This window comes from Stenotrophomonas sp. AG209, assembly GCF_003550055.1.
Taxonomy (GTDB): domain Bacteria; phylum Pseudomonadota; class Gammaproteobacteria; order Xanthomonadales; family Xanthomonadaceae; genus Stenotrophomonas.
On record NZ_QXDB01000001.1, the window covers coordinates 1848759 to 1873772 of the forward strand.

Genomic DNA, 25014 nt, shown 5'->3' on the forward strand with positions numbered 1-25014 from the left:
GCTGGCCGGCAACTGCAGCAGCCATGACGGTGCCGGCCAGCGGCCGGCACTACCCCAACGATTCCCTACCAGCCGCCACCCAGCGCGCGGTACAGCTCCACCCGTGCGATCGCGGCCGTGGCCTGGCTGTTGGCCAGCGCGGCCTGGTTGTCCAGCGCAATGCGCTGGGTACTCAGCACATCCAGCATGTCGACCACACCGGCCTGGTACTGCCGGCGCGCGGCACCCAGTGCGGTCTCGCTCTCGTCCACCGCCACGTGCAGCTGCACGGTGCGCTGCTGCTCCGCCGCGTAGCCATCGATGGCGTCGTCCACTTCATGCCACGCCTGCAGCACGGTGCGGCGGAACTGCAGCGCCGATTGTTGCTGCTGCAGCCGGCTCAGCGCCAGATTGGCCTTCAACCGGCCACCCTGGAAGATCGGCAGGCTGATCGACGGCCCGATGCTGAAGCGATGTGCGTTCCAACCGTCCAGATCATCCAGCTGCTTGGCCTGGAAACCAGCGTCGCCATTCAAGGTGATGCGCGGCAGGAAACTGGCCTTGGCCACGCCGATGCCGGCCGTTGCCGCATGCAGTGCCGCTTCGGCACGACGGATATCCGGGCGACGCTCGGCCAGTTCGCTGGGCAGACCTACCGCCACGGCCGGCAACGCCGGCCAGTCACGGCGCACGCCCTGCAGCTGCGCATCCAGCGCCTGCGGCGGCTGTGCCAGCAGGAACGCCAGCGCATTGCGCAGCTGCGATTCGCGATGCTGCAGCGGCGCGATGCGCGCCTGCAACGAAGCCACCTGCGCGGCCGCACTGGACACCTGCAGCGTGCTGGCCACGCCCTGGCGCTGGCGCGCCTCGGTCAGGCGCTTGATGTCATGCGCGATGCTGAGGTTGTCCTCGGTGATCGCCCGCAGCTGCCGGGTCGCGCGCAGCTGCAGGTAATCTCGCGCGATTTCCGCCAGCAGCGCGATGCGCACCGCGTGTGCATCTTCCTCGGCCATCTGCACGCGTGCATCGGCCGCTTCCACCTGGCGGCGCACGCGGCCCCACAGATCCAGTTCCCAGCTCAGGCCAATGCCGGCCTGGAACAGCCCGTAGTCGTCACGGCCACCGTTGCCGGACGGATCGTTCAGGCCCACTTCGCTGTTGCGTGCACGCACGCCACTGGCACTTGCACTGACACTGGGCAGGCGATCGGCCGCACTGATGCCACGCGCGGCGCGGCTCTGCTGCACGCGGTTGGCGGCCAACTGCAGATCCAGGTTGGCCGCCAGCACCTGGCTGGCCAGTTGGCCCAGCAGCGGATCGTCGAACCCGGCCCACCAGGCAGCGTCCTGATCGATGGCGTTGCCGGCGACAGCCTCGCCCTGCCAGTGGCCGGGCAGTTCCACCTGCGGGCGTACGAAGTCCGGACCCATCGTGCAGGCAGCCAGGGCCGTGCACAGGGTGGCCGCAACGAAGGTGCGGAACACGGTGACGGCGCTCATGCGCCCTCCCCGCCCTTGTGACCCGGTTCGTGTTGCGCGCTCTGCACGCGCGCGCGGCTGCCCAGGTCAACACTGGCTTCCACCGACATGCCGGCACGCAGCTGGTCCAGCAGTGGCTGGCCCGGCTCCAGCACGATCTTCACCGGGATGCGCTGCACCACCTTGGTGAAGTTGCCGGTGGCGTTTTCCGGCGCGACGGCGGCAAAAGTGACGCCGGTGGCCGGTGCGATGCTGTCGATGTGCCCGCGCAGCGGCGTGCCCGGGAACACGTCCACCTTCAGCTCGACCCGCTGGCCGGCCTGCATGCGGGTCATCTGCGTTTCCTGGAAGTTGGCGACCACGAAGGCGCGCTTCAGCGGCACCACCGCGGCCACCGGCGTCCCCGGGGTCAGGTAGGCACCCACGCGTACTGCACGGCGGCCGACCATGCCGTCGATCGGCGCGCGCAGCACGGTGTGCGACAGATCCAGTTCGGCACGTGCCTGCGCTGCTTCTGCACGCTGCACCGCCGCCTGCGCGGCCTGCACGCCAGCGTTGAGGATGTCGGTGCGCTGGCGTGCGGTCGACAGCGCGGCCTGGCCCTGCTGCAGATGTGCACTGGCCACGGCCTGCTTCGATTGCGCCTGCTGTGCGTTCTGCACGGTGCCGGCGCCATCTCGGGCCAGTTCGCGGTAACGCTGCTGGTCGGCGCTGGCCAGGGTCAGTTCGGACCGGCTGACATCGACACTGGCCCTGGCCTGCTCGATCAGCGAGTCCTGCTGGGCCAGTGCAGCCTGTGCGTTGGCCAGCTGTGCACGGGCATTGGCGAGGTCGGCACGCGCCGCCTGCAGGGCGACCTGATAGTCGCGGTCGTCGATGCGGGCGAGCACGTCGCCGGCCTTCACCGACTGGTTGTCCTCTACTTCCACGGCACTGACGAAGCCAGGAATCTTCGGCGCCACCAGCGTGTAGTCGGCCACCACGTACGCATTGTTGGTGCTCTGGTGGCTGCCATCGCGCAACAGCAGCCAGGCGCCGATGGCCAGCGCCAGCACGCCCAGCCCCAGCCCGGTGTTGAGAGTGGTTCGATTGATCGTCATGAGGGAATTCCTGCGAAAGGTTCAGGCCACGGCACGTGGCGGATGGATGCGGGTGGGCATCCAGGCAATGAGGGGAATGAAGGCCAGCGCCACCAGCGCGACCATCCAGTACAGGTCGGATGAAGTCAGCGCCTGCACCTGTGCATGCAGGCGCGCGCCCAGCTGCGGGCCCTCGGCCAGCCACGGCTGCTCGCCGAGGCGGTCGACCAGCACGGTGGAATGAAAATGACGGCGGCCCTGGGCGACGGCATCCAGCACGCCACTGGCGAGCACGGCAGCGAAGCCCTTGACCGTGTTGAACCACGCCGAGGCAAACGGGCCGTCCTGCGGCGGCAGGCCGTTGGTCGCCAGCATCAGCAACGGCAGCACCGCCATCGGCTGGGCGAACACCTGCAGCAACTGCACCCACAGGAAGTTGTCGCGGATCCAGGCCACATCCAGGTGTGAGCCCAGCCAGCAGGCCAGCGCCAGCATCGCCAGACCGGTGGCCTGCACCCAGCGGCAGTCCACCGCGCGGATGTTCAACAACGCCGCCACCAGCGGCAGCGCGATCACCTGCGGCAACGCCACCCACAGCAGCATCGGCGCGGTCTGCAGCGGCCGGTAGCCCTGCACGCTGGCCAGGAAGCCGGACGGGATCGAGATCACCGCCAGCAGCACGAACAGCACGCCGCCCAGCGTCACCAGCGAATAGCTGAGGTTGCGGTTGGCCAGCAGCTGCAGCTTGAAGAACGGCAGCGGGTGGAACCATTCATTGATCATGAACAGCACCATCAGTCCGGCACCGCCACCGATCATCAGCGCGATCATCGGCGAGTCGAACCAGTTCAGCCGCGGGCCCTGCACCAGGCCCAGCACCAGCAGCACCAGCGCGGGCAGGCCCAGCAGCAGGCCGACGCCATCGAACTGGGCAAACCGTTCCAGCCGCAGCGGGTCCTGCGGCAGGCCCCAGCTGACCATCGCCATCGCGGCCAGGCAGTACGGCACGATCTGCCAGAACGCCCAGTGCCAGCCCACCTGCTCGACCCAGAACGCGGCCAGCGGCGTGCCCATGCTCGGGCCGAACGTCGCCGTCAGCGCGTAGCCGGCCAGGCCATACAGCTTGATGCCCGGCGGCAGGAAGCGCAGCGCCACGCTCATCAGCAGCGGCGGCAGCGCACCACCGCACAGGCCCTGCAGCGCGCGCAGCAGCAGGAACACCTGCAGGTTGGGGGCAAGCGGGCAGAGCACGCCCAGCACCATGAAGCCACCGATCATCACCAGCGCGAAGCGGCGCAGCGAGAAGGTGGCGGCGCACCACGGCGCGAACGCCATCGCGCTGACCGACATCGCGCTGTAGAGGGCGACGATCCAGCTGCCGTCATCGACGCTGAAACCCATCGCACCGCGGATGTCGGCCAGGGCGACCTTGGTGACGTTCTCGTTGAAGCCCGACACCAGCACCGCCAGCAGCACGCCACACAGGCCGACCAGAATGCGGCGGTCGAGCCCGGGGGCGGCGGCAGGACGGGGCGCTGCGGCGGCTGGGACAGCGGCGGCCGGCATGCTCATCGCCGGGCACCGATCCGTGCAGGGCACGGCATGTTGGGGGTCATTGGAATGCGCTCAGTGAAACTCCGGGGAGCGCAGTCTAGGGAGCCGGTACCCTGCGAAAAATGGTGCCACCGGCATCCCAGGCGTGCGTCGGGCGCACGCCTGCAGGTATCAGCGGTAGGTGTCCTCGACGCGCTCGCACATGGTCTTGATCGAGCGGCGCAGCCACTGGTGCGCAGCATCGTTGTCCAGCCGCGGGTGCCAGGCCTGGACGATGGCGGCGGTGCGCACCGGGATCGGCAGCGGGAACAGCCGCAGCGGCAGGCGCATGCTGACGATGCGCTCCAGCATCACGCTCGGCATCTGCGGCAGGATCAGGTCCGATTCGGCCGCCGCGAAGATCGCACCGTGGAAGGTCGGGCTGATCAGTGCCACCCGCCGCTGCAGGCCCAGCGTGGCCAGGTCGTCATCGATCGGTCCGCGTGGCAGCCCCCGCCGCGACACCGCAATATGGTCGCAGGCGGCAAAGCGCTCGGCGCTGATCTCCTCATCGAACAGCGGATGGTCCTCACGCGCGGCGCCCATGAACGAGGTACTGAACAGGTTCTGCACCTTGGTGTCGGGTGCGTGCTTGCCGGCGGTACTGATGTATAGATCGATCCGGCCCTGCGCCATCGCATCGTCATCGGTATCGCCTTCGGGCACGAAGCGCAGTACCGCGCGCGGCGCCTGCTGGCGGAATATCTCGCGCAGGCGACCGCCAAAGCCACCGATGAAGACATCGTTGGCACGCACGTTGAAGGTGCGCTCCAGGGTACCCACGTCGATCTCGCGGCCCGCATGAAAAACCCGGTGGGCCTGTTCGATGACGTCGCGCACCTGCTCGCGCAGCTGCAGGGCGCGCGGCGTGGGCGCCAACCCACGACCGGCACGCACCAGCACCGGGTCGCCCAGCGCCACGCGGATCCGGCCCAGGGTACGGCTCATCGCCGGCGCGCTCAGGTTCATCCGCCGTGCGGCGGCGGCCACGCTGCATTCGTCGATCAGCACGTCCAGTGCCAGCAACAGGTTCAGGTCCGGCAGGGGCATGACAGTCTCCAGTAAATCAAATGACTCTACGGCACGTGTAACCACCGTGGATTGCGTTATACGCACTCATTGACTGCCGCGCACGGCATGGGTGCGCGCGGCGACATCGGCGACCATCCCCGGCCTGCCAAGGAGACACCCATGTTCAACACCCTGCTGGTCGCCCTGGACGGCGGCCCCCAGCACGCACGCGTGCTGGACCTGGCCGCGGCCATCGCCGGCCCGCGCAACCGCCTGCATCTGCTGTGCGTGCTGGACCCCGAATTCGCGCTGGCGGCCGACGCCAGCGACGCCGACCGCCTCGAGTACCCGGAAGCCGCGCGGCAGCGCTCGCAGGCTGAGGCGGTGCTGGCTGACGCCCTGGCCGAGCTGCGCGAGCGCGGCGTCGATGCCATCGCACAGATTCCCACCGGCGACCCCGGCGAAGTGATCAGCGAACAGGCGCGGCGCCTGAAGTGCGACCTGATTGTCATCGGCCATCGCCACCTGTCCCGGCTGGAACGCCTGTTCGAACCCTCGATCGGGCAATGGACCATCGACCACGCGCCCTGCCCCGTTCTGGTGGAAACCCGCGACCCACACCCCTAGCCCCCATGGCCCCACGTTCCCCGTTGTTTCCTACCCGGGTCAGCTACCGCGCCTTCGGCCGCCAGTTCGGCCGCGGCGAACAGGCACTGCTGAGCGCGATCCGCCAGCTGCGCGATCCCGATCTGCAGCCTGACGGCCTCGCCCAGCTGAGCGCGCTCGGGCTCGATGCGGCGGGCTGCGACGCCTTCATCGGCCTGCTGCCGCTGCTGGCCACGCCCGCCGCCCCCATCGACCTGCTGCCGGCCGGCTCGCCGTTCATTGCCGCCAGCGAACTGGACCTGCTGGTCTGCCTGCTGCGCATCGCGCAATGGCGGCATGCACGGCCTCGCGAAGATCAACCGCTGGCAGCGCTGCGCCAACAGCTGGCCCGCTGCGCCAGCGCCGTGCAGGCGGCACACCTGCCGCTGCGGCAGCGCTCGTTGTCACCGGTCGGGCTGAGGCTGCTCGATCCCGGCGGCTGGGTGCGGCAGCGATGAGCCAACCGCTGTGCGACCGCGCCATCGCATACCGGGGCGGGACACAGAACGAGGTCAGCAATCCATCCTTCCGTGCGCACTGCCCTCGTCATCCAGCACATGGGCATGCAGGATCACCTGGTTGCGGCCGGCACGCTTGGCGGCATACAGGGCGGCATCGGCGTCGGCCAGCAACTGATCGGCACTGGCCAGGGCCGGCGGATGCAGGTAGCCGACGCCGATGCTGATGCTGACTGATCCTTCCGGCAACGGCAGCGCTTCCACCGCCTCGCGCAGGCGCTCGGCCAACGCCAGCACGCCCGACAGCGCGCTTCCGGGCACGATCACCGCGAATTCCTCGCCGCCATAGCGCGCAACACTGTCACCGGCGCGGCCGGCACTCGCCTTCAGCACCGCAGCCACGGCCTGCAGGCAGCGGTCGCCGGCGGGATGACCGTAGCGGTCGTTGAAGACCTTGAAATGATCGATATCCAGCAGCAGCAGGCCCAGCTCGGTACCACTGCGCCGTGCACGGTTCCACTCGGCCAACAGCAGGGCATCGAACTCGCGGCGGTTGGCCACCCCGGTCAGACCGTCCCGTCGCGCCAGCTGATCCAGCGCCGCCTGCCGTTCCAGCAGGTCGGTCTGCAGCAGGATGCTGCGCAGGCCGAAACCAAGCGTCGCCACCACGAATCCGGCCACCGCCAGGGGGCGTGCATGGTCGACCACCAGGGTGCCGACCACCAACAGCAGCAACGGCAGGATCATCGGGCCCGCCGCCTGCACGGTGCGCGCCATCCGCGGGTGCGGCACGAACACCGGCGCGGGCGCCTGGCTCAGCGCCAGCAACGCCAGCAGCAGGAATGGCAGGTCGATCAGCAGGTCGTTGTAGGCGCCGAATGCATCCCCCGAGGTGTAGTGGTTGATGTAGAACGCCACCACCAGGTACGCCAGCGCGTACAGCGCCAGCCCGCGGAACACGCTGCGCCGCTCGGGCACATCGCCGGCCAGCCATCGCACCACCGCAAAGCCGGCAATGCACAGGTTCTGGATGTCGAACATGCGCTGCATGCTGACCATCGCCATCGGGTCGACCTCCACCCGGTCGGCGAAGGACTGCGTGTGCACGAAGAACAGCACGCCCAGCAGCGCCGCCATCGCCGCATCGATCAGGCTGATGCTGAGCCGCTCGCGCCGCGCGCGGGCAAGGATGAATACCAGCGGCACGCCGTACAGCACGTACAGGAGCAGGCTTGCCTGCGGGGTGATATCGGCACGGCCGGCCCCCAGCGCATCGATCATGTTGAAGGCCATGCCGCCCGCCCACAGCAGCAGCGCCAGCGCGGTGGCGCGCCAGCCCAGGGCCGCCTGGTCGCGGCGCGCCCGCCACAGGCAGGCGGCCGCCGCCAGCAACGGTGCACCGGTCAGGAACACGAACGATCCCACCCCGGCGGGGCCCGGCCACAGGGTCAGCACCAGGCCATGGCACAGCACATACAGCAGCGCCAGCACTACCGGCATGCATCCCCCGATCCACAAGGCCGTACGCGCGCACCATAGCCCCGCCCGCGCCACGGCCACGTAAAAAAAGGGGACGGAGGGGATTAAGTCGTTTGCGGCACGGCGGCAAAAGCGACTTAATCCCCTCCGTCCCCTTTTTTCGGGGGCGTCAGCCGTGCAGGGCGCGGGCGTGGTGCGCGATGTGCTCGCCGATGAAGCTGCCAATGAAGTAGTAGCTGTGGTCGTAACCGGGCTGCAGGCGCAGGGTCAGCGGATGGCCGGCGGCTGCGCAGGCCTCCTGCAGACGCTGCGGCTGCAGCTGGGTCTGCAGGAACTCGTCCGCCTCGCCCTGGTCGACCAGCAGCGGCAGGCGCTCACTGGCCGTCGCCACCAGCGCGCAGGTATCCCACTGCGTCCAGTCGGCCGGGTTGTCGCCCAGATAGGCGGTGAACGCCTTCTGCCCCCACGGCACGTGGCTGGGCGCGACGATCGGCGAGAACGCCGACACGCTGCGGTAGCGCCCCGGGTTGCGCAGCGCGATCACCAGCGCGCCATGGCCGCCCATCGAATGGCCACTGATCGCGCGTGCATCGGTCACCGCGAAGTTCGCCTCGATCAGCGCCGGCAGTTCCTGCGCCACGTAGTCGTGCATGCGGTAGTGCTTCGCCCACGGTGCGCGGGTGGCATTGAGGTAGAAGCCTGCCCCCTTGCCCAGGTCGTAGCCCTCGGCATCGGCCACGTCATCACCACGCGGGCTGGTGTCGGGCGCGACGATGATCACACCGTGCTCGGCCGCATAACGCTGCGCCCCGGCCTTGGTGATGAAATTCTGCTCGGTGCAGGTCAGGCCGCTCAGCCAGTACAGCACCGGCAGCTTCTGCGTTTCCGCCTGCGGTGGCAGGTACACGGCGAACTGCATGTCGCAGCCCAGCGCGGTCGAATGATGGCGGTAGACGTCCTGCCAGCCGCCGAAACAGGCGCGGTGTTCAATGCGTTCCATGGCACTCTCCTGCGTACCGGCCTCAGCCGGCGCGTGTATTGATCAGTTCATCCAACTGCGACAACAGCTGCAGCAGGGGTTCGACACCGGGCTGGCCGTCCAGGTTGCGATATGCCGCCACCGCCACGTTGCTGTGTGGCGGCCATTGGCCATCCGCGCGGGCTTCGTGCAGGCGCGGCAGGAACACCTGCGCCAGCCAGTGCTCGAACGGCATCTCGTCGATGCCGAAGGCGGAATCCACCGCGCGCGGCGGCCCGACCACACCCTCGACCCAGCCCAGTGCACGCAGGGCCTGCTCGATCGGATCGACCAGGGCCGCGCGCGGATCGTCCGCACGCGGCCTGCGCAGGGCATCGAACCAGCCCATGCCGCGGCTCAGTAGTGGACCACCGAACGGATCGACTTGCCTTCATGCATCAGGTCGAAGGCTTCGTTGATCTTGTCCAGGTCCATGGTGTGGGTGACGAACGGTGCCAGTTCGATATCGCCCTTCATCGCATCCTCGACCATGCCGGGCAGCTGGCTGCGGCCCTTCACGCCACCGAAGGCGGTGCCCATCCACTTGCGGCCAGTCACCAGCTGGAACGGACGGGTGGAGATCTCCTGGCCCGAACCGGCCACGCCGATCACCACGCTCTGGCCCCAGCCACGATGCGCGCATTCCAGCGCCGCACGCATCACGTTGACGTTGCCGATGCACTCGAAGCTGTGGTCCACGCCCCAGGTGGTCATTTCCACGATGACCTGCTGGATGGGCTTGTCGAAATCCTTCGGATTGATGCAGTCGGTGGCGCCGAATTCGCGGGCCAGCTCGAACTTGGACGGATTGGTGTCCACCGCGATGATGCGGCCGGCCTTGGCCTGGCGCGCGCCCTGGATCACCGCCAGACCGATGCCACCGAGGCCGAACACCGCCACGCTGTCACCTTCCTGCACCTTGGCGGTGTTGTGTACCGCGCCGATGCCGGTGGTGACGCCGCAACCGAGCAGGCAGACGTGCTCCGGGTTCGCTTCCGGATTGATCTTGGCCAGCGAGACTTCGGCCACCACGGTGTACTCGCTGAAGGTCGAGCAGCCCATGTAGTGGTACAGCGGCTCGCCGTTGTAGCTGAAGCGGCTGGTGCCGTCGGGCATCACGCCCTTGCCCTGGGTGGCGCGCACCGACACGCACAGGTTGGTTTTGCCGCTCTTGCAGAACAGGCACTCGCCGCACTCGGCGGTGTACAGCGGAATCACGTGGTCGCCCGGCTTGACGCTGGTCACGCCCTCGCCCACTTCAACCACGATGCCGGCGCCTTCATGGCCCAGCACCACCGGGAACAGGCCTTCCGGATCATCGCCGGACAGGGTGAACGCATCGGTGTGGCAGACACCGGTGTGGGTGATCTTCACCAGCACTTCGCCCTTCTTCGGCGGGGCGACGTCGATCTCGACGATCTGCAGCGGCTGGCCGGGACCAAAGGCGACGGCGGCACGGGACTTCATGGTGGATTCTCCAGGATCAGGCGGGAATGGGGTACAGCGTGATCAGCGCAATGTTGCGCCGTCGTTTATTTCAGGTACGAGCGGATCAACGCGCTCATGTCGCGCACGCGCTCGGCGCGTTGTTCGTCGGAGGCTGCGGGTTGCCCGAACTCCTCGCGCAGATGGGCCTCCATCACCTCGGACATCAGGCCATTGACCGCGCCACGGATGGCGGCGATCTGCTGCAGCACCGGCCCGCAGTCGGCACCGGCTTCCAGCGCGCGGTCCAGCGCATCGCACTGGCCGCGGATGCGGCGCACGCGGGCCAGGACCTTCTTCTTCTCTTCGGGGGAGTGCGGCATGGCGGGGCCACCTCGGAACTATACTGGGGGATAGTATACAAGCCACGGTCACGGACTCAATCCCGGCCGGCTCAATCGAACAATCCCTCGCCCGCCAGCCGCGCCAGCTCATCCACCACATAGCGAACTTTCGGCCGCAGGTGCCGGGTTGGCGGCCACAGGGCATGGATGTCGATGTGCCGCTGCATGTGTTCGTCCAGCACCGATTGCAGCGCGCCGGAATCCAGATGGCGGCGCACCAGTGAAATGGGCATCTGGCAGATGCCCAGCCCGGCGATGGCGCCTTCGATGACCGCGTCGCCGTCGTTGAGCTGGTAGGCCGCGTTCGGAATGAAGGTGGCCTCGGCATCGTCGCTGCCGACCCGCCACGCCACCGGCTGCCCGTGGCGGAAACCAACGATGCTGCGGTGCTGCGCCAGGTCCTCGACGGTCGCCGGCACGCCGTGCGCCTGCAGGTACTCCGGCGATGCGCAGGTGACCAGGCGCTGGCGACCCAGCCGGCGCGCGACCAGATGCTCGGCCTGGTGCAATCCGCCGAAGCGGATCAGCAGGTCGATGCCCTCTTCGACCGGATCGACGAAGTGATCGGTGAAGGTCATCGTCAGCTGCAGGTCCGGGTACTGCCGGCACAGGCGCAACAGCACCGGCAGCACCACCAGCCGCCCGAACGAGGACGGCATGTCGATGCGCAGCCGCCCGCTGGGCAGGCCAGCCGACCCCAGGCAGGCCTCGGCCGCGGAGATTTCTTCCAGTGCCGCCGCACACGACGCGTAGTACGCCTCGCCATCGGTGGTCAGCGCGATGCGCCGCGTGGTGCGGTGGAACAGGCGCACGCCCAGCCGCGCTTCCAGCCGGGCGATGGCCTTGCCCACCGCCGAGCGCGAGATGCCCAGCGCGTCGGCAGCCTCGGTGAAGCTGCCCGAGCGGGCCGTGGTGACGAAGGTCACCAGGCCATTCAACGATTCCAGCGGCAGCATCATCTCATCCCACATTGGGGACAAGTAGTCCCGCACCAAGGGAGATCGAAGCGCTTTATGCGCCCGCATGTCAACTCCATCCTGTGTGCATCGCGCCGCTGGCGCTCTTCCCCGCACCGAGATGACCAACATGACCGCCGCCCTGTTCCGTCCGTTCGACCTGACAGGCATCGCCCTGCGCAACCGCATCGCGATGGCCCCGATGACCCGTGCCCGCAACCCCGGCTCGGTCGCCAATGAGCTCACCGCGCAGTACTACCGGCAGCGCGCCAGCGCCGGCCTGATCATCAGTGAAGGCACGCCGGTCTCGCCGCAGGGCCAGGGCTACATCGACGTGCCGGGCATCTGGTCGGCCGAGCAGGTGGCCGGGTGGAAGCACGTCACCGAGGCGGTGCATGCCGCACAGGGCACGATCTTCGCCCAGCTCTGGCACGTCGGCCGCATGTCGCATTCCTCGCTGCAGCCCGAGGGTGGGCAACCGGTCAGCGCCGGTACCCGCCCGGTCGCCAGCGCACCGAAGAACACCTCGTTCGTCTATCTGGAAGACGGCAGCCGCGGCCATGCCGATCCCACCCCGGCACGTGCGCTGGCCACCGAAGAGATCCCCGGCATCATTGCCGACTTCGCGCGCGGCGCCGACAACGCCATCGCCGCCGGTTTCGATGGCATCGAACTGCATGCCGCCAACGGCTACCTGTTCGAGCAGTTCCTCAACCCGCTCATCAACCAGCGCGAGGACCGCTACGGCGGCTCGCTGCCAAACCGTGCGCGGTTGATCCTGGAGACGGTGGATGCGATGGCCGAGCGCATCGGCGCCCACCGCATCGGCGTGCGCCTGGCGCCGAACAACCTCACCTTCGACATGCCGTACTACCCCGACAACGAGGCCACCTATCTGTACCTGGCCGAGGAACTGGGCAAGCGCGGGCTGGCCTATGTGCATCTCAACGACAACCTGCAGGCGGGGCAGTCGGTGCTGGGCGAAACGTTCCTGCAGCAGTTCAAGCGGGCCTACGGTGGCAACGTGATCCTGGCCGGTGGCATGACCCGCGAGCGCGCCCTGCAGCTGGTCGAGGCCGGCACCATCGACCTGGCCGCGTTCGGCCAGCCGTTCATCGCCAACCCGGATCTGGTCGAGCGCCTGCAGCGCGACATCGCGCTGGCCACTCCGGACCGCAGCAGCTACTACGGTGGCGGCGAAGCGGGCTACCTCGACTACCCGCGCGCGCAGTAGACCCACGCCCTGCGTGGATGCGGGCGTACACTGCCCACCCGCATCCACCGGATCTGCCCATGGATACGCCCACCGCATCATTCATCGTCAACCTCGACGTCCCCGATCTCGCCGCAGCCGAAGCCTTCTACACCACAGCCTTCGGCCTGCGCATCGGCCGCCGCCTCGGCCCGGGCGCCGTGGAGCTGCTCGGTGGGCCAACCCCGCTCTACCTGCTGCAGAACGAGGCCGGCAGCGCCGCCACCGAGGATGGCGACGTGCGCGACTACGAGCGCCACTGGACCCCGCTGCACCTGGACTGGGTGGTGGATGACATCGAGGCCGCACTGGCACGTGCGGTTGCGGCCGGGGCGACGCTCGAACAGCCTGTGCGCGAGCGTCGCTGGGGCCGCATCGCCGTGCTGGCCGATCCGTTCGGGCATGGCTTCTGCCTGATCCAGTTCAGTGGCGAAGGCTACGACGCGCTGGTTGACTGACCGGCGCGCCGTTCACCACGGCAACGGCACTGCTTCGCCGTTGGCACGCTCGCCGTAGTACAGCGACGGCAGCAGGCGCGACAGGAAACTGAACTCCGTGTAGCAGTGCCTGAGCAGGCCCAGGCCGACTGCATCGCCGGCATCGCGCTGCGGATCGGCGCTGTCCAGGCCGAGTACGAAGCGGCTGCGCAGCACGCAGCCAAACGGCGTATCGCGTGCGACATGCAGCATCTGCCCGTCGCAAGGGTCACCGTGCGCATCCAGGCGCACGTGATCGCCGAAGCCGATGCGTGCGGCGATCACTGCCGACACATCACCGGCATCCTGTGCCACCTGCAGGCGCTCGGGCACCAGCAGCGTGCGCGGGTCATGGAACTTCAGCCGCGCCGCCACCGGCGGAATGTCAGCGAGCGATTCCACCGCGTGGATGCTAGCGCCGTGGTAGCTGCGCCCGCGCTGCCAGGCCGCGTCCCAGCCGCGATGCTCGACATGGTCGACCGGATGCCACCAGCGGATGTGCTGGGTGGTCTCGAAGAAGGTGAACCACCAGTCCAGCATGCGGCCCTTGCAGCCGTGCAGATCGGTGCGCACCGCCACCAGCAGCGTGCCGTCTTCGCGGCGCTGGATGCCGGTTTCCAGGTGCATCGGCGCTGGGTCCAGCAGATCGTGGTGGTCCAGCCAGGCGCGGGCGTTCACAGCGGTATCCATCGGGGGTTTCCTGCGGGGTTGGGAGGCCTGACAATACGGAAACGTTCAACGTTTCGCAATTAACCCAATGCGGTAAGATGGGCGCAATGAACAGCACCGCCCTGCCCGAGCCCACAACGCCGACCCGCCGCCGCGGCCGCCCTGCGCGACCGGAAGCCGAAGTCCGCCACGCGGTGCTGCAGGCCACGCTGGCGCTGTTGCTGTCACAGGGTTACGAGGCCACCACCATCGAAGCGGTGGCGGCGCACGCCGGGGTGGCGAAGAAGACCGTGTACCGCCATGCCAGCAACCGCGAGGAACTGGTCGGATTGGCGGTGCGCGAGTGGACCGACGGCTTCGCGCCACAACTGCAGCGTGATGCCCGCAACGCCGACGAAGTGCTGCCGCTGCTGCAGGCGATCCTGCAAGCGGTGTGCGCACAGGCGCTGTCGGCGCAGGCGGTGCAGGTGTTCCGGCTGCTGGCCACCGACTTTCCCGGCAAGGACGCGCTGCTGCAGGCCTATCTGGACAACGGCATCGAACGCGGCCGTTCGCTGCTGGCCGACTGGCTGGCGCGGCAGCAGCAGCGTGGGCTGCTGCGGAAGGGAGATGCCGCGTGCATGGCGCGGCTGATCCTGGCGATGGCCGTGGCCGAGCCGCTGCGCGAACGCGTGATCGGCGTGGTGGCCGAGGATGCGCCGGTGGAGGTGCACCTGCGTGATTGCCTGGTGTTGTTGGCGCCGGTGCTGCAGGGGCCGTAGCGTGGTGCCATCCACGCATGGCGTGGATCTACCGGCCGATCCCGATTCGTCGGTCGGCAATGGCCTGCCCCGGTGGGTGCCGACCGTTGGTCGGCACTCCTGCAGCAACTCACTCGCGCAGCATGTCCACGAACGCGCGCAGCGCACCGGGCATCTGCCGCTGCTTCGGGTAGTACAGGGCGAAACCGGCGAACGGTTCGCTCCAGTCTTCCAGCACCGCCACCATCTGCCCGGATTCGATGTACGGCCTTGCCGTGTCTTCCAGCACATAGGCCAGGCCGATGCCATCGAGCACGGCACTGACCACGGTGCCCTGCTCGCCCAGGGTCAACCGCCCCGGCACGTCGATCTCCAGCGCCTGCCCCTCGCGTTCGAACTGCCACTTGTACAGATGGCCGCTGGCGAAGCGGAAGCGGATGCACTCGTGCGTGGCCAGGTCGCGTGGATGCTGCGGCGCCGAGCGTCTGCGCAGGTAGTCCGGCGAGCCGACGATCAGCCCACGCAACGGCGGCCCCATCGGCACCGCCACCATGTCCTCGGGGATGAACTCATGCAGGCGCACGCCGGCGTCGTAACCCTCGGCGACGATGTCGACCAGGCCATCGTTCTCGGTCAGCTCCACCCGCACGTCGGGATGGGCGTGCAGGAAGCGCGCCAGCCGCGGCCCCAGCTGGGTCGCCACCGCCGCACGGGTGGCGTTGATGCGCAGCAGGCCCGCCGGAGCGGCGCGGAACTGGTTCATCTCTTCCAGCGCGTCATGCACCTGCCCCAGTGCCGGTTGCAGGCGCTCGAGCAGGCGCTGTCCGGCCTCGGTCAGGGCCACGCTGCGGGTGGTGCGATGGAACAGGCCTACGCCCAGGCGTTCTTCCAGCGCGCGGATCGCATAGCTCACCGCCGAGGTCGACAGCGCCAGCTCGGCGCCGGCGCGGCGGAAGCTGCGGTGGCGGGCAACCGCCGCGAACGCGGCCAGGTGGGAGAGGTTGTCAGTGGCCATGATTGTGCAGTTTCACTTGATGAATCATGCCGATATCCGGGCTTCTTGCCGCTGGGTACGGGGCGTATTGTAAAACGCCTTTCGACAAACCCTGCCAAGGATTCCCCATGTCCCTCGCCCGTGGTTACGCCGCCCATTCACATACCGACCCACTGATCCCGTACGAGTTCGAACGCCGCGCGGTCGGCCCGGACGATGTGCGTATCGAGATCCTCTACAGCGGCATCTGCCACTCCGACCTGCACCAGGCCCGCGACGACTGGGGTGGCTCGATCTACCCGATGGTGCCGGGCCACGAGATCATCGGCCGCGTGACCGAGGTCGGCAGCAACGTCACCCGCTTCAAGGTCGGCGACCACGCCGGCGTCGGCTGCATGGTCGACTCCTGCCGCCACTGCGACGCCTGCGAGCACGATCTGGAGCAGTACTGCGCCGAAGGCGCGACCTGGACCTACAACGGCCGTGAACGCGAAAGCGGTGCGCCGACCTACGGCGGCTATTCCGACCACGTGGTGGTCGAGCAGCGCTTCGTGGTGAAGGTGTCCGACACCCTCGACCTGAAGGCGGCCGCGCCGCTGCTGTGCGCCGGCATCACCACCTGGTCGCCGCTGCGCCACTGGAAGGTCGGCCCGGGCCAGAAGGTCGGCGTGATCGGCCTCGGTGGCCTCGGCCACATGGGCGTGAAGTTCGCCAAGGCACTCGGCGCGCACGTGGTGATGATCACCACCACGCCGGAAAAGGGTGCCGACGCCAAGCGCCTGGGCGCCGACGAAGTGCTGGTCTCGCGCGACGCCGCGCAGATGAAGGCGCACGCCGGCAGCTTCGACTTCCTGCTCAACACCATCCCGGTTGGCCATGACACCAACCCGTACATGGGCCTGCTCAAGCGCGAGGCCACCATGTGCCTGGTCGGCGTACTGACCGAACTGGACCCGCCGCTGACCGGCGGCAGCGTGATCTTCGGCCGCAAGCACCTGACCGGCTCGGCAATCGGCGGCATGGCCGAGACCCAGGAAATGATGGACTTCTGTGCCGAGCACGGCATCGTCAGCGACGTCGAGATGATCGACATCAAGAACGTCAACGAGGCCTGGGAACGCATGGCAAAGAACGATGTTCGCTACCGCTTCGTGATCGACATGGCGACGATGAAGAACGCCGCCTGATCCAAGGTAGATGTGGAAACGAAAAACCCCGGCAATGCCGGGGTTTTTCTTCTGGTAGTGCCGGTCGCTGGCGGGCAACCCCGCATCGCGGTCAGTACGCGAACTCGCGGAACACCGGATCCACATCGCCGTGCCAGCGGCCATGGAACAGCGCCAGCTTGCGCTCGGCCGGGGTCAGGCCGGACTCGACGATCTCCTGCAGCACGTCCAGGAACTTGCTCTCGTCCTGGCCGTCGGCGTTGCGCGCCGCGCGGCGCTTGAGGCCTTCGACGGAAATCTTCACCGCTTCGCGGGCCAGGTCGCGCACGCTGCCATTACGGAACGGCAGGTTCATCGCATGCTTCGGCACGCCATCGCGCAGTGCATGACGCTCGGCCAGGGTGAAGTCCCGCACCAGGTCCCAGGCGGCATCCAGTGCGGTGTCGTCGTACAGCAGGCCCACCCAGAATGCCGGCAGCGCACACAGGCGGCTCCACGGGCCACCGTCGGCGCCACGCATCTCCAGGTACTTCTTCAGGCGCACTTCCGGGAACGCGGTGGTCATGTGGTCCGACCAGTCGCGCAGCGTGGGCAGCGCACCGGGCAGCACCGGCAACCTGGCCTGCATGAAATCGCGGAAGCTCTGCCCGCTGGCGTCGTGGTAGATGCCATCGCGGTAGGAGAAATACATCGGCACGTCGAGCAGGTAGTCGACATAGCGCTCGTAACCGAAGCCATCCTCGAACACGAAGTCGAGCATGCCGGTGCGGTCGGCGTCGGTGTCGGTCCAGATGTGCGAGCGGTAGCTCAGGTAGCCGTTCGGCTTGCCTTCGGTGAACGGCGAATCGGCGAACAGCGCGGTGGCGATCGGCTGCAGCGCCAGCGACACGCGGAACTTCTTCACCATGTCCGCTTCGGTGGCGTAGTCCAGGTTCACCTGTACCGTGCAGGTGCGGGTCATCATGTCCAGGCCGAGCGAGCCGACCTTGGGCATGTACGCGCGCATGATCTTGTAGCGGCCCTTCGGCATCCACGGCATCTCATCGCGCTTCCACTTCGGCTGGAAACCCATGCCGAGGAAACCCAGCTGCAGTTCGCCGGCCACCTGGGCCACTTCATTGAGGTGGGTGCCAGTCTCCACGCAGGTCTGGTGGATGGTCTCCAGCGCCGCTCCGGACAGTTCCAACTGACCGGCCGGTTCCAGCGTCACCGAGGCGCCATCGCGCAGCAGGGCGATCGTGTTGCCGTTTTCCTGCACCGGCTCCCAGCCGAAGCGGACCAGGCCGTTGAGCAGGGCTTCGATGCCGCGCTCGCCCTCGAAGGTCGGCGGGCGCAGGTCATCCAGGCGGAACCCGAACTTCTCGTGCTCGGTACCGATGCGCCACTGCGCGCGGGGCTTCTCGCCGGAGGCGATCACCTCCACCAGCTGCGAGCGGTCGGTAATGGGGGTATCGGCGACGTGGCTGGGGCTCGACAAGGGGAAGGCTCGCTGGACAGTGGCGGGGGATGTGGGGCCCGGGGCCTTCCATCGCAAGGGCGCACTATAGCGTGGCGACCCGTTGCGTCATGCGACGGTGGCAGGTTTCAGCATCCTACCGACGCCCACTTGACCCTCGTACACTCAGAGCCATGAGCCGTCATTCACGACACCCCGAACTGCACCGCTCCGAGCGCGTCGGCTGGCTGCGTGCCGCCGTGCTGGGGGCAAACGATGGCATCGTCTCGGTGGCCGGCCTAGTGGTCGGCGTGGCCGCCAGCGGCGCCTCCGCTACGACCATCCTGGCCACCGGCGTGGCTGGCACCGTGGCCGGCGCGATGTCGATGGCCGCCGGCGAGTATGTCTCGGTGCAGACCCAGGCCGACACCGAAGACGCCGACCTGGCGATGGAAAAGCGCGAACTGCACGAAGACCCGCACAGCGAGCTGGAAGAGCTGGCCGCGATCTACCGCCACCGCGGCCTGGAGCCTGCCCTGGCACGGCAGGTGGCCGAACAGCTCACCGCCCACGACGCGCTGGGCGCCCATGCCCGCGACGAACTCGGCATCACCGATACCCTGCGCGCGCGCCCGTTGCAGGCGGCGCTGGCCTCGGCCGGTGCGTTCACCTGTGGCGCGGCGCTGCCGGTGCTGACCGCCCTGCTCGCGCCGGTCGACAAGGTCGCGATGATGACCACCGCCAGTACCCTGCTCGGCCTGTGCCTGACCGGCGCGATGGCGGCGCAGGCCGGCGGCGCCCCGCCTGTTCGCGGCGCAATCCGGGTGATGTTCTGGGGCGCGTTGGCGATGGCCGCGGCCGCAGGCGTCGGTCGCCTGCTCGGTGCCCACGTCTCGTGACCGGCATGCTGCCCCCGGCCACCGCACTGCTGGCCGAGATGGCCAGCCTGGCTGGCTGCGCACGCGCCGAGGGCTATGCGTGCATCACCGCTCGCCGGGAACATGGCGCCAGTTCGGTGGAGATTCCGCAGCCGCAGTTCGCGATCCTGCTGGAAGGCCGCAAGCAGGTGCGCACCGCACACCAGTCACTGGAATTCTTCCCCGGCGACATCCTGCTGCTGACCCAGCGCTGCCGCATCGATGTGGTCAACAGCCCCGATCCGCGCAGTGGCCGCTACCTCAGCGCGATCGTGCCGCTGTGTGCCGAAGTGCTGGCGGCCGCACGCACGCTGTGGAGCGAGGAACTCCCCGCCCCTGGCCAGGCGATGGCACGACTGCCGCTGATCGACCATGGCGCGGTGCTGCGCCAGTGGCGCCAAGCGCTGCAGGACGGTCGTTACAGCGACGCGCGGCTGGCCCTGGCCTCGCTGGTGTTGACCCTGTGCCGGCAGGGCCACGGCAACCTGCTGCTGCCGCAGGCGCCGAGCCTGGGCGAACAGATCCGCGATCGCATCGCCGCCGAACCAGCACGCGACTGGCAATCGCGTGATGTGGAAGAACAGTTCGCGCTGAGCGGTGCGACCCTGCGCCGTCGCCTGGCGGCCGAGGACACCAGCCTGCGCCAGCTGCTCACCGAGGCCCGGCTGGCGCATGGCATGCAGCTGCTCTACACCACCGACCTGCCGTTGAAGACCGTCGCCGCACGCGCGGGCTACCGGTCTGCGGCCAGTTTCAGCAAGCGCTTCGCCGAGCAGTACGGGCTGGCTCCCACAGACATTTGAGGGGGTTCGGCAGGGCTGCGCCCTGCACCCGCAGAAGCGAGTGCAAGAGCCGGAGCAACAGCAACAGCGGCTATCCGTGGGATGGCGGGGCGGTGTGGGTGAGCAGGACACGCCGTAAACCCATCCATGGGGGCTCGATGGCGCCATCCATGGCGCCAACGGTCCTGCCCACCCACACCGCCCCACCTCTGACAGATCTCCGCGGCTGTTGGTAGGTGTCGACCTTGGTCGACACATCTGTCAGATATCGAATGAAATTCTGGGGTCAGATCCGTTTTCCTCCGGAAAACGGATCTGACCCCAAGAGCATTTCCAACAGATCGCGGAAAACTGTCGAAGGCGGGGTGGGTCCGGTTGCGGGAGTGTCCGCGGCATGGATGCCGCGGCCAAGCCCCCATGGGTGAGGGCGCTTTGCTTGCGAAGCACTGCTTCGCAAGCGCCCGAACGCACAGCCGCCAGCGGCTGGGCCGGACCGCGGAGCGGGGTTTACGGCGTCTCCCGCAACCGGACCCACCCCGCCATCCCACGGATAGCCGCTGTTGCTTCGGCTGTTGCTCTGGCTCGTAGCGGGTGCAGGGCGCAGCCCTGCAGCCCCCCCCTCCCTGAGCATTCCGCGTAGTGGTTTGAGCGCCGTGCACACGCCGGCCACGGCACGCTGGGCACAACGGAACCGCCCGTCATCCACCGAGAACCGCCATGACCCTGCGTTACCTGCCGCTGCGCGGCGCCCTGCTGCTGGCCCTGTCGTCCCTGCCGCTGGCCGCACTGGCCGAAGCCACCTCGCCCGCTCCCACCCAGCAGGTGCCCGGTGTCTACCACCAGCGCGTCGGTGCGCTGCAGGTCACCGCCCTGTTCGATGGCGTGGTCGCATTGGGCCGGCAGGAAGTGGTCGACGTGCCGCCAACGCTGGTCAGCCGCCTGTTGGAAGGCCGCTACGTACCCGAAGACAAGAAGGGCCTGCAGACCGCGATCAACGCCTTCCTGGTGCGCCAGGGCAACCACCTGACCCTGGTCGATACCGGCACCGCGCAGTGCTTCGGCCCCGGCCTGGGCCAGGTGCTCGGCAACCTGCGTGCCTCCGGCGTGGACCCGGCCGAGGTGGACGAGGTGCTGCTGACCCACGCCCATCCGGACCATCTGTGCGGGGTGCTCGACGCGCAGGGCAAGCCGGCCTACCCGAATGCCACCGTGTGGCTGTCCAAGGCCGATGCGGATTACTGGCTCAACCCGGCCAGCGAGGCCACGGCGCCGAAGGGCGTACGCTTCGCCTTCCCGCTGGCGCGCAACGCGGTCGCGCCGTACCAGGCCAGCGGCCACCTGCGCACCTTCAACCCCGGCGATGCGCTGCCCGGCGGCGCGGTGGCGATGGACACCCACGGCCATACCCCCGGCCATGTCTCCTACCGGTTCGACAGCCAGGGCCAGTCGCTGCTGGTATGGGGTGATGTGCTGCACTTCCATGCGGTGCAGTTCGCGCATCCGGAAGCCGCGTTCGAGGCCGATTCGGACCGCAAGGCGGCCATCGCCAGCCGTCGCGGGCTGCTGCAGCAGGCCACCGCCAACGGTTGGTGGGTGGCCGGTGCGCATCTGCCGTTCCCCGGCCTCGGCCATGTGCGTGGCGAGGGCCAGGCCTATGCCTGGGTGCCGGCGGAGTATTCGCCGTTGTGAGGGTGTGCCGACCAAGGTCGGCACCCACCCGATCGGGTAGCGCCCGGCTGCCAGCCGGGCGACCGGAAAGGCCTTATTCCAGCCCCAGCCAGCCGCCGATCACGCCGCGGGCTTCGTCCACGCCGGTGCGGTCCTCGCCGGAGAACACCTGCACGCTCACGCTGTCGCCATAGGCCGAGTGCAGTTCCTTGCGCACCTTCTGCAGGGACTGCATCTGCTGGCTGCGGCTGAGCTTGTCGGCCTTGGTCAGCAGCGCGTGCGCCGGCAGGCCACGCTGCACGGCGTAGGACAGCATCTGCCGGTCGTAATCCTTCAGCGGATGGCGGATGTCCATCACCACCACCAGCCCCTTCAGGGCCTCGCGGGTGCGGAAGTACTTGTCGATGAAGGCCTGCCAATGCGCCTGCAGGTCCAGCGGCACCTTGGCGTAGCCGTAACCGGGCAGATCGACCAGATGGGCTTCCGGGGTGACCTGGAAGAACACCAGCTGCTGGGTGCGGCCGGGGGTCTTGGAGACACGGGCCAGGGCGTTCTGGCGGGTCAGCGCGTTGAGCGCACTGGACTTGCCGGCGTTGGAGCGGCCGGCAAAGGCCACTTCGGCCCCTTCGTCGGGCGGCAGCTGCCGCACGTTGTGGGCCGAAAGGTGGTAACGGGCGCGTTCGATGAGCAATGACATGTGCCTAGGATCGCATGTTGCGGCGCCGCGCGCCCGTGCCGGCGGCCTCCGTGGCCATTTTGCTGCACTGCTGCGTTGACCGTGCGCAGAAACGGCGTTGATAATCCGGGCGATGCCGGCGGCCACCGCCCGGCCCGGTCCATACGGAGCTTTAGCATGCGCCACGCTCGCGTTCTTGCCGTATCCGCCCTAGCCACTGCTGTAGTCGTTGCCGCTGCTGCGTTCGCGCAGACCACGTTGACCCCGCTACCCGACAACGGGCCGATCCGCACCGCCTCGCTGGAGGTGGATTTCAGCAAGACCCACTGGGGCGATGCCAAGGCCGGCCAGACCAAGGCGACGGCCTGCGCGGCCTGTCATGGTGCCGACGGCAACTCCACGGTGGAGATGTACCCGTCCATCGCCGGCCAGAGCGAACGCTACGTGGCCCAGCAGATGGCCCTGATCGCCAACGGCCAGCGCAGTTCCGGCGCGGCGGTGGCGATGGTGCCATTCGTGCAGAACCTCACCCCGCAGGACATGCGTGATATCGGCGCGTTCTTCGCCACGCAGAAGGCCACCGCCGGCATCGCCGATGACACGGCGGTCACCGAGGGCCCCTACAAGGGCATGAAGTTCTACGAGATCGGCCAGCAGCTGTACCGTGGCGGCGACGCCAAGCGCGGCCTGCCGGCCTGCATGGCCTGCCACGGCCCCAGCGGTGCCGGCAATCCCGGCCCGGCCTATCCGCACCTCGGTGGGCAGCACGCCAGTTATGTCGCGCGCCGCCTGCAGGAGTACCAGGCCGGCCAGACCAACGAGACCGACAAGGCGCACTTCCAGATCATGGCCACGGTCGCGCAGAAGCTCAGCGAGCAGGAGGTGCAGGCACTGTCCAGCTACCTGCAGGGCCTGCACAACAAGGCCGACGATGTGGCCGCCGCGGCCACGCCGACGCAACCGGCCGCCGCCCCCTGACCACCACTGGTCGGCCCGGGCCGCCACGTCGGCCCACGGCTGCGGTATGTTTCCTTCACGCCGGCGGCTGCGCCGGCGTTGCTTTTTTCAACGGAGATGCGTGTCGATGAGGTTGATTTCCCGCCTGCTGTTGTCCGTGCTGGTGCTGCTGCCGCTGGCAGCCTACGCCGCCACCCCCGCCAATGCCCCGCTGGTCGAGGGCAAAGACTACGAGCGCATCGCCCAGCCGGGCCCGTTCCAGCCGCTGGCCGGCAAGATCGAGGTGGTCGAGGTCTTCGGCTATACCTGCCCGCACTGCGCCCATTTCGAACCGCAGCTGGAAGCCTGGGCGGCCAAGCTGCCGGCCGACGTGCGCTTCACCCCGGTCCCGGCCGCCTTCGGTGGCGTCTGGGATGCCTGGGCACTGGCCTACTACGCCGCCGACGAAGTCGGCGTGGCCAAGCGCAGCCATGCCGCCGTGTTCAAGGCCCTGCACGAACAGGGTTCGCTGCCGATGCAGAACGTCTCGGCCGATGAGCTCGCCACCTTCTACAAGGCCTACGGCGTGACCCCGGACCGCTACATCCAGGCCCTGCGCGGCGATGCCGTGCAGAAGAAGGTCGAGGCCGCGCGCGCGTTCGCCCAGCGCACCAAGATTCCGGGCACCCCGGCCATCATCATCAACGGCCAGTACCTGGTGCGCGGCAACAGCTTCGACGACCAGCTGCGCATCGCCTCGGCGCTGATCGCCCAGGCCCGCGCTGCCCGCGGCCGCTGAACCCAGCCCCACCACCGACACGGCGCTGTCGCCGCCGCGTGTCATCATTTCCCCTTGGCCGGCGCCTGCCGCCGGCCCCACCTTTCCAGATGCTGGAGACGTTTCCATGAAGATCCGTTACGCCCTCGCCCTCGCAGCGCTGCTGCCGATCCTGGCTGCCTGCAAGGCCGACGACGGCAGCACCAACACCACCGCGGCCCCGGCCGAACCGGCAGCAACCCCGGCAGCCACCACCGAACCGACTGCTGCGCCGGCGGCGGGCAGCGAAGGCGCCGCGCCGGCTGCCGCTGAAGGCGAGAAGGCCCCGGCCGAAGCGGCTCCGGCCGCCGCGCCGGCCCCGACCACCGCCGCGCTGACTGGCCCGGCCCCGGTGGAAGGCGCCGACTACCAGGTGATCCCGAACGGCCAGCCGTTCCAGCCGGCCGCCGGCAAGATCGAAGTGACCGAGATCTTCGGCTACGTCTGCCCGGCCTGCGCCGCGTTCCAGCCGCTGGTCGGCCCGTGGAAGGCCGGCCTGCCGAGCGACGTCAACTTCGTCTACGTGCCGGCCATGTTCGGCGGCACCTGGGATGACTACGCCCGTGCCTTCTACGCCGCCCAGACCCTGGGCGTGCAGGAGAAGACCCACGAAGCGCTGTACGCCGCCATCCACTCGCAGAAGACCCTGAAGGGCGAGCGCGGCCGTGACTCGGTGGAAGACATCGCCAAGTTCTACGCCGCCTACGGCGTGGATCCGAAGCAGTTCGCCGCCACCATGGGCAGCTTCGCAGTGAATGCCAAGACCAACTCGGCCAAGCAGTTCGCCCAGCGCAGCCAGATCAGCGGCACCCCGTCGATCATCGTCAACGGCAAGTACCTGGTGAAGGGCAAGAGCTTCCCGGACATGCTGCGCATCGCCGACCACCTGATCGCCCGCGAACGCGGTGCGGCCCAGGCTCACTGATCCAAGAGAAGCGTTTCCCGGCCGTGAATTCCCCCC

The 25014-nt window shown here is 68.4% G+C and carries 26 protein-coding genes; 12 read left to right on the forward strand and 14 right to left on the reverse strand.

Annotated features, from left to right (window positions below; genetic code table 11):
• Positions 1–65: 65 nt before the first annotated feature.
• The 4 genes from DFO63_RS08585 to DFO63_RS08600 form a co-directional block, all read right to left on the reverse strand.
• The gene (locus DFO63_RS08585) at positions 66–1478 is read right to left on the reverse strand and encodes an efflux transporter outer membrane subunit (RefSeq protein ID WP_101766057.1); all 1413 of its coding nucleotides are present in this window, start codon (positions 1476–1478) and stop codon (positions 66–68) included.
• Positions 1475–2557 (reverse strand): HlyD family secretion protein, encoded by a 1083-nt coding sequence (locus DFO63_RS08590; RefSeq protein ID WP_101766058.1) that lies wholly within the window; start codon positions 2555–2557, stop codon positions 1475–1477. The genes DFO63_RS08585 and DFO63_RS08590 overlap by 4 nt, the downstream gene beginning before the upstream one ends.
• Positions 2558–2578: 21 nt before the next feature.
• Entirely contained in the window at positions 2579–4108 is a 1530-nt protein-coding gene (locus tag DFO63_RS08595) for an MFS transporter (RefSeq protein WP_101766059.1), read from the reverse strand.
• Positions 4109–4261: 153 nt separating this feature from the next.
• Positions 4262–5179, reverse strand: a complete 918-nt coding sequence (locus DFO63_RS08600) for a LysR family transcriptional regulator (RefSeq protein ID WP_101766060.1) — start codon at positions 5177–5179, stop codon at positions 4262–4264.
• A 141-nt stretch (positions 5180–5320) separates the two neighbouring features.
• On the opposite strand from DFO63_RS08600, the gene DFO63_RS08605 reads away from it, so the two are divergent.
• Positions 5321–5767, forward strand: a complete 447-nt coding sequence (locus tag DFO63_RS08605; protein WP_119006775.1) for a universal stress protein — start codon at positions 5321–5323, stop codon at positions 5765–5767.
• A gap of 5 nt (positions 5768–5772) precedes the next feature.
• On the forward strand, positions 5773–6243 hold the full coding sequence (locus DFO63_RS08610) for a hypothetical protein (protein ID WP_101766062.1): 471 nt from the start codon (positions 5773–5775) through the stop codon (positions 6241–6243).
• Between the two features lie 54 nt (positions 6244–6297).
• On the opposite strand, the gene DFO63_RS08615 is transcribed toward DFO63_RS08610, so the two are convergent.
• The 6 genes from DFO63_RS08615 to DFO63_RS08640 form a co-directional block, all read right to left on the reverse strand.
• Positions 6298–7743, reverse strand: coding sequence for a GGDEF domain-containing protein (locus DFO63_RS08615; protein ID WP_119006776.1), 1446 nt, complete (start codon positions 7741–7743; stop codon positions 6298–6300).
• Positions 7744–7891: 148 nt separating this feature from the next.
• Positions 7892–8722, reverse strand: coding sequence for an S-formylglutathione hydrolase (gene fghA, locus DFO63_RS08620; RefSeq protein WP_049442881.1), 831 nt, complete (start codon positions 8720–8722; stop codon positions 7892–7894).
• Between the two features lie 22 nt (positions 8723–8744).
• Positions 8745–9089, reverse strand: coding sequence for a YqcC family protein (locus tag DFO63_RS08625; protein WP_049442880.1), 345 nt, complete (start codon positions 9087–9089; stop codon positions 8745–8747).
• A gap of 8 nt (positions 9090–9097) precedes the next feature.
• On the reverse strand, positions 9098–10207 hold the full coding sequence (locus DFO63_RS08630; RefSeq protein ID WP_014038459.1) for an S-(hydroxymethyl)glutathione dehydrogenase/class III alcohol dehydrogenase: 1110 nt from the start codon (positions 10205–10207) through the stop codon (positions 9098–9100).
• 65 nt (positions 10208–10272) lie between these two features.
• Positions 10273–10548 carry a formaldehyde-responsive transcriptional repressor FrmR gene (frmR, locus tag DFO63_RS08635; protein ID WP_005411009.1) on the reverse strand — a complete coding sequence of 92 codons (276 nt, stop codon included), beginning with the start codon at positions 10546–10548 and terminating at the stop codon, positions 10273–10275.
• 71 nt (positions 10549–10619) lie between these two features.
• The gene (locus tag DFO63_RS08640; protein WP_049442933.1) at positions 10620–11525 is read right to left on the reverse strand and encodes a LysR family transcriptional regulator; all 906 of its coding nucleotides are present in this window, start codon (positions 11523–11525) and stop codon (positions 10620–10622) included.
• 130 nt (positions 11526–11655) lie between these two features.
• On the opposite strand from DFO63_RS08640, the gene DFO63_RS08645 reads away from it, so the two are divergent.
• The gene (locus DFO63_RS08645) at positions 11656–12759 is read left to right on the forward strand and encodes an alkene reductase (protein WP_119007002.1); all 1104 of its coding nucleotides are present in this window, start codon (positions 11656–11658) and stop codon (positions 12757–12759) included.
• 59 nt (positions 12760–12818) lie between these two features.
• Positions 12819–13235 carry a VOC family protein gene (locus tag DFO63_RS08650; RefSeq protein WP_049442878.1) on the forward strand — a complete coding sequence of 139 codons (417 nt, stop codon included), beginning with the start codon at positions 12819–12821 and terminating at the stop codon, positions 13233–13235.
• Between the two features lie 12 nt (positions 13236–13247).
• On the opposite strand, the gene DFO63_RS08655 is transcribed toward DFO63_RS08650, so the two are convergent.
• Positions 13248–13943 (reverse strand): hydrolase, encoded by a 696-nt coding sequence (locus tag DFO63_RS08655; RefSeq protein ID WP_101766066.1) that lies wholly within the window; start codon positions 13941–13943, stop codon positions 13248–13250.
• A gap of 77 nt (positions 13944–14020) precedes the next feature.
• On the opposite strand from DFO63_RS08655, the gene DFO63_RS08660 reads away from it, so the two are divergent.
• Entirely contained in the window at positions 14021–14683 is a 663-nt protein-coding gene (locus DFO63_RS08660) for a TetR/AcrR family transcriptional regulator (RefSeq protein WP_101766067.1), read from the forward strand.
• Between the two features lie 109 nt (positions 14684–14792).
• On the opposite strand, the gene DFO63_RS08665 is transcribed toward DFO63_RS08660, so the two are convergent.
• A complete protein-coding gene (locus tag DFO63_RS08665; protein ID WP_049442875.1) occupies positions 14793–15677 on the reverse strand; it encodes a LysR family transcriptional regulator in 885 nt (294 codons plus the stop codon).
• 107 nt (positions 15678–15784) lie between these two features.
• Here DFO63_RS08665 and DFO63_RS08670 point away from each other — a divergent pair, with 107 nt between their 5' ends.
• Positions 15785–16843: an NAD(P)-dependent alcohol dehydrogenase gene (locus DFO63_RS08670; protein WP_005419275.1), complete on the forward strand. Its 1059-nt coding sequence runs from the start codon at positions 15785–15787 to the stop codon at positions 16841–16843.
• A 91-nt stretch (positions 16844–16934) separates the two neighbouring features.
• On the opposite strand, the gene DFO63_RS08675 is transcribed toward DFO63_RS08670, so the two are convergent.
• A complete protein-coding gene (locus DFO63_RS08675) occupies positions 16935–18299 on the reverse strand; it encodes a glutamate--cysteine ligase (RefSeq protein ID WP_014038468.1) in 1365 nt (454 codons plus the stop codon).
• Positions 18300–18451: 152 nt separating this feature from the next.
• Here DFO63_RS08675 and DFO63_RS08680 point away from each other — a divergent pair, with 152 nt between their 5' ends.
• The 3 genes from DFO63_RS08680 (at position 18452) to DFO63_RS08690 (ending at position 21645) form a co-directional block, all read left to right on the forward strand.
• The gene (locus DFO63_RS08680; protein ID WP_049442874.1) at positions 18452–19156 is read left to right on the forward strand and encodes a VIT family protein; all 705 of its coding nucleotides are present in this window, start codon (positions 18452–18454) and stop codon (positions 19154–19156) included.
• Positions 19153–19977 (forward strand): helix-turn-helix transcriptional regulator, encoded by an 825-nt coding sequence (locus tag DFO63_RS08685; protein ID WP_080347445.1) that lies wholly within the window; start codon positions 19153–19155, stop codon positions 19975–19977. The genes DFO63_RS08680 and DFO63_RS08685 overlap by 4 nt, the downstream gene beginning before the upstream one ends.
• A 696-nt stretch (positions 19978–20673) precedes the next feature.
• Positions 20674–21645: an MBL fold metallo-hydrolase gene (locus tag DFO63_RS08690; RefSeq protein ID WP_119006777.1), complete on the forward strand. Its 972-nt coding sequence runs from the start codon at positions 20674–20676 to the stop codon at positions 21643–21645.
• A gap of 73 nt (positions 21646–21718) precedes the next feature.
• Here DFO63_RS08690 and yihA read toward each other — a convergent pair whose 3' ends face one another.
• A complete protein-coding gene (yihA, locus tag DFO63_RS08695) occupies positions 21719–22321 on the reverse strand; it encodes a ribosome biogenesis GTP-binding protein YihA/YsxC (RefSeq protein WP_049442873.1) in 603 nt (200 codons plus the stop codon).
• Between the two features lie 156 nt (positions 22322–22477).
• On the opposite strand from yihA, the gene DFO63_RS08700 reads away from it, so the two are divergent.
• The 3 genes from DFO63_RS08700 to DFO63_RS08710 all read left to right on the forward strand — a co-directional run bounded on the left by DFO63_RS08700 (position 22478) and on the right by DFO63_RS08710 (position 24978).
• On the forward strand, positions 22478–23278 hold the full coding sequence (locus tag DFO63_RS08700) for a c-type cytochrome (protein ID WP_049442872.1): 801 nt from the start codon (positions 22478–22480) through the stop codon (positions 23276–23278).
• Between the two features lie 106 nt (positions 23279–23384).
• Complete coding sequence (locus DFO63_RS08705) at positions 23385–24035, forward strand: thiol:disulfide interchange protein DsbA/DsbL (RefSeq protein WP_049442871.1); 651 nt, start codon at positions 23385–23387, stop codon at positions 24033–24035.
• A gap of 106 nt (positions 24036–24141) precedes the next feature.
• Complete coding sequence (locus DFO63_RS08710; RefSeq protein WP_119006778.1) at positions 24142–24978, forward strand: thiol:disulfide interchange protein DsbA/DsbL; 837 nt, start codon at positions 24142–24144, stop codon at positions 24976–24978.
• Positions 24979–25014 lie beyond the last annotated feature (36 nt).

What these genes read in the sequence shown, in the direction of transcription:
- DFO63_RS08585 (WP_101766057.1), bottom strand. Translation starts at nt 1,478, where the DNA reads ATGAGCGCCGTCACCGTGTTCCGCACCTTCGTTGCGGCCACCCTGTGC.
- DFO63_RS08590 (WP_101766058.1), bottom strand. Translation starts at nt 2,557, where the DNA reads ATGACGATCAATCGAACCACTCTCAACACCGGGCTGGGGCTGGGCGTG.
- DFO63_RS08595 (WP_101766059.1), bottom strand. Translation starts at nt 4,108, where the DNA reads ATGAGCATGCCGGCCGCCGCTGTCCCAGCCGCCGCAGCGCCCCGTCCT.
- DFO63_RS08600 (WP_101766060.1), bottom strand. Translation starts at nt 5,179, where the DNA reads ATGCCCCTGCCGGACCTGAACCTGTTGCTGGCACTGGACGTGCTGATC.
- DFO63_RS08605 (WP_119006775.1), top strand. Translation starts at nt 5,321, where the DNA reads ATGTTCAACACCCTGCTGGTCGCCCTGGACGGCGGCCCCCAGCACGCA.
- DFO63_RS08610 (WP_101766062.1), top strand. Translation starts at nt 5,773, where the DNA reads ATGGCCCCACGTTCCCCGTTGTTTCCTACCCGGGTCAGCTACCGCGCC.
- DFO63_RS08615 (WP_119006776.1), bottom strand. Translation starts at nt 7,743, where the DNA reads ATGCCGGTAGTGCTGGCGCTGCTGTATGTGCTGTGCCATGGCCTGGTG.
- fghA (WP_049442881.1), bottom strand. Translation starts at nt 8,722, where the DNA reads ATGGAACGCATTGAACACCGCGCCTGTTTCGGCGGCTGGCAGGACGTC.
- DFO63_RS08625 (WP_049442880.1), bottom strand. Translation starts at nt 9,089, where the DNA reads ATGGGCTGGTTCGATGCCCTGCGCAGGCCGCGTGCGGACGATCCGCGC.
- DFO63_RS08630 (WP_014038459.1), bottom strand. Translation starts at nt 10,207, where the DNA reads ATGAAGTCCCGTGCCGCCGTCGCCTTTGGTCCCGGCCAGCCGCTGCAG.
- frmR (WP_005411009.1), bottom strand. Translation starts at nt 10,548, where the DNA reads ATGCCGCACTCCCCCGAAGAGAAGAAGAAGGTCCTGGCCCGCGTGCGC.
- DFO63_RS08640 (WP_049442933.1), bottom strand. Translation starts at nt 11,525, where the DNA reads ATGCTGCCGCTGGAATCGTTGAATGGCCTGGTGACCTTCGTCACCACG.
- DFO63_RS08645 (WP_119007002.1), top strand. Translation starts at nt 11,656, where the DNA reads ATGACCGCCGCCCTGTTCCGTCCGTTCGACCTGACAGGCATCGCCCTG.
- DFO63_RS08650 (WP_049442878.1), top strand. Translation starts at nt 12,819, where the DNA reads ATGGATACGCCCACCGCATCATTCATCGTCAACCTCGACGTCCCCGAT.
- DFO63_RS08655 (WP_101766066.1), bottom strand. Translation starts at nt 13,943, where the DNA reads ATGGATACCGCTGTGAACGCCCGCGCCTGGCTGGACCACCACGATCTG.
- DFO63_RS08660 (WP_101766067.1), top strand. Translation starts at nt 14,021, where the DNA reads ATGGGCGCAATGAACAGCACCGCCCTGCCCGAGCCCACAACGCCGACC.
- DFO63_RS08665 (WP_049442875.1), bottom strand. Translation starts at nt 15,677, where the DNA reads ATGGCCACTGACAACCTCTCCCACCTGGCCGCGTTCGCGGCGGTTGCC.
- DFO63_RS08670 (WP_005419275.1), top strand. Translation starts at nt 15,785, where the DNA reads ATGTCCCTCGCCCGTGGTTACGCCGCCCATTCACATACCGACCCACTG.
- DFO63_RS08680 (WP_049442874.1), top strand. Translation starts at nt 18,452, where the DNA reads ATGAGCCGTCATTCACGACACCCCGAACTGCACCGCTCCGAGCGCGTC.
- DFO63_RS08690 (WP_119006777.1), top strand. Translation starts at nt 20,674, where the DNA reads ATGACCCTGCGTTACCTGCCGCTGCGCGGCGCCCTGCTGCTGGCCCTG.
- yihA (WP_049442873.1), bottom strand. Translation starts at nt 22,321, where the DNA reads ATGTCATTGCTCATCGAACGCGCCCGTTACCACCTTTCGGCCCACAAC.
- DFO63_RS08700 (WP_049442872.1), top strand. Translation starts at nt 22,478, where the DNA reads ATGCGCCACGCTCGCGTTCTTGCCGTATCCGCCCTAGCCACTGCTGTA.
- DFO63_RS08705 (WP_049442871.1), top strand. Translation starts at nt 23,385, where the DNA reads ATGAGGTTGATTTCCCGCCTGCTGTTGTCCGTGCTGGTGCTGCTGCCG.
- DFO63_RS08710 (WP_119006778.1), top strand. Translation starts at nt 24,142, where the DNA reads ATGAAGATCCGTTACGCCCTCGCCCTCGCAGCGCTGCTGCCGATCCTG.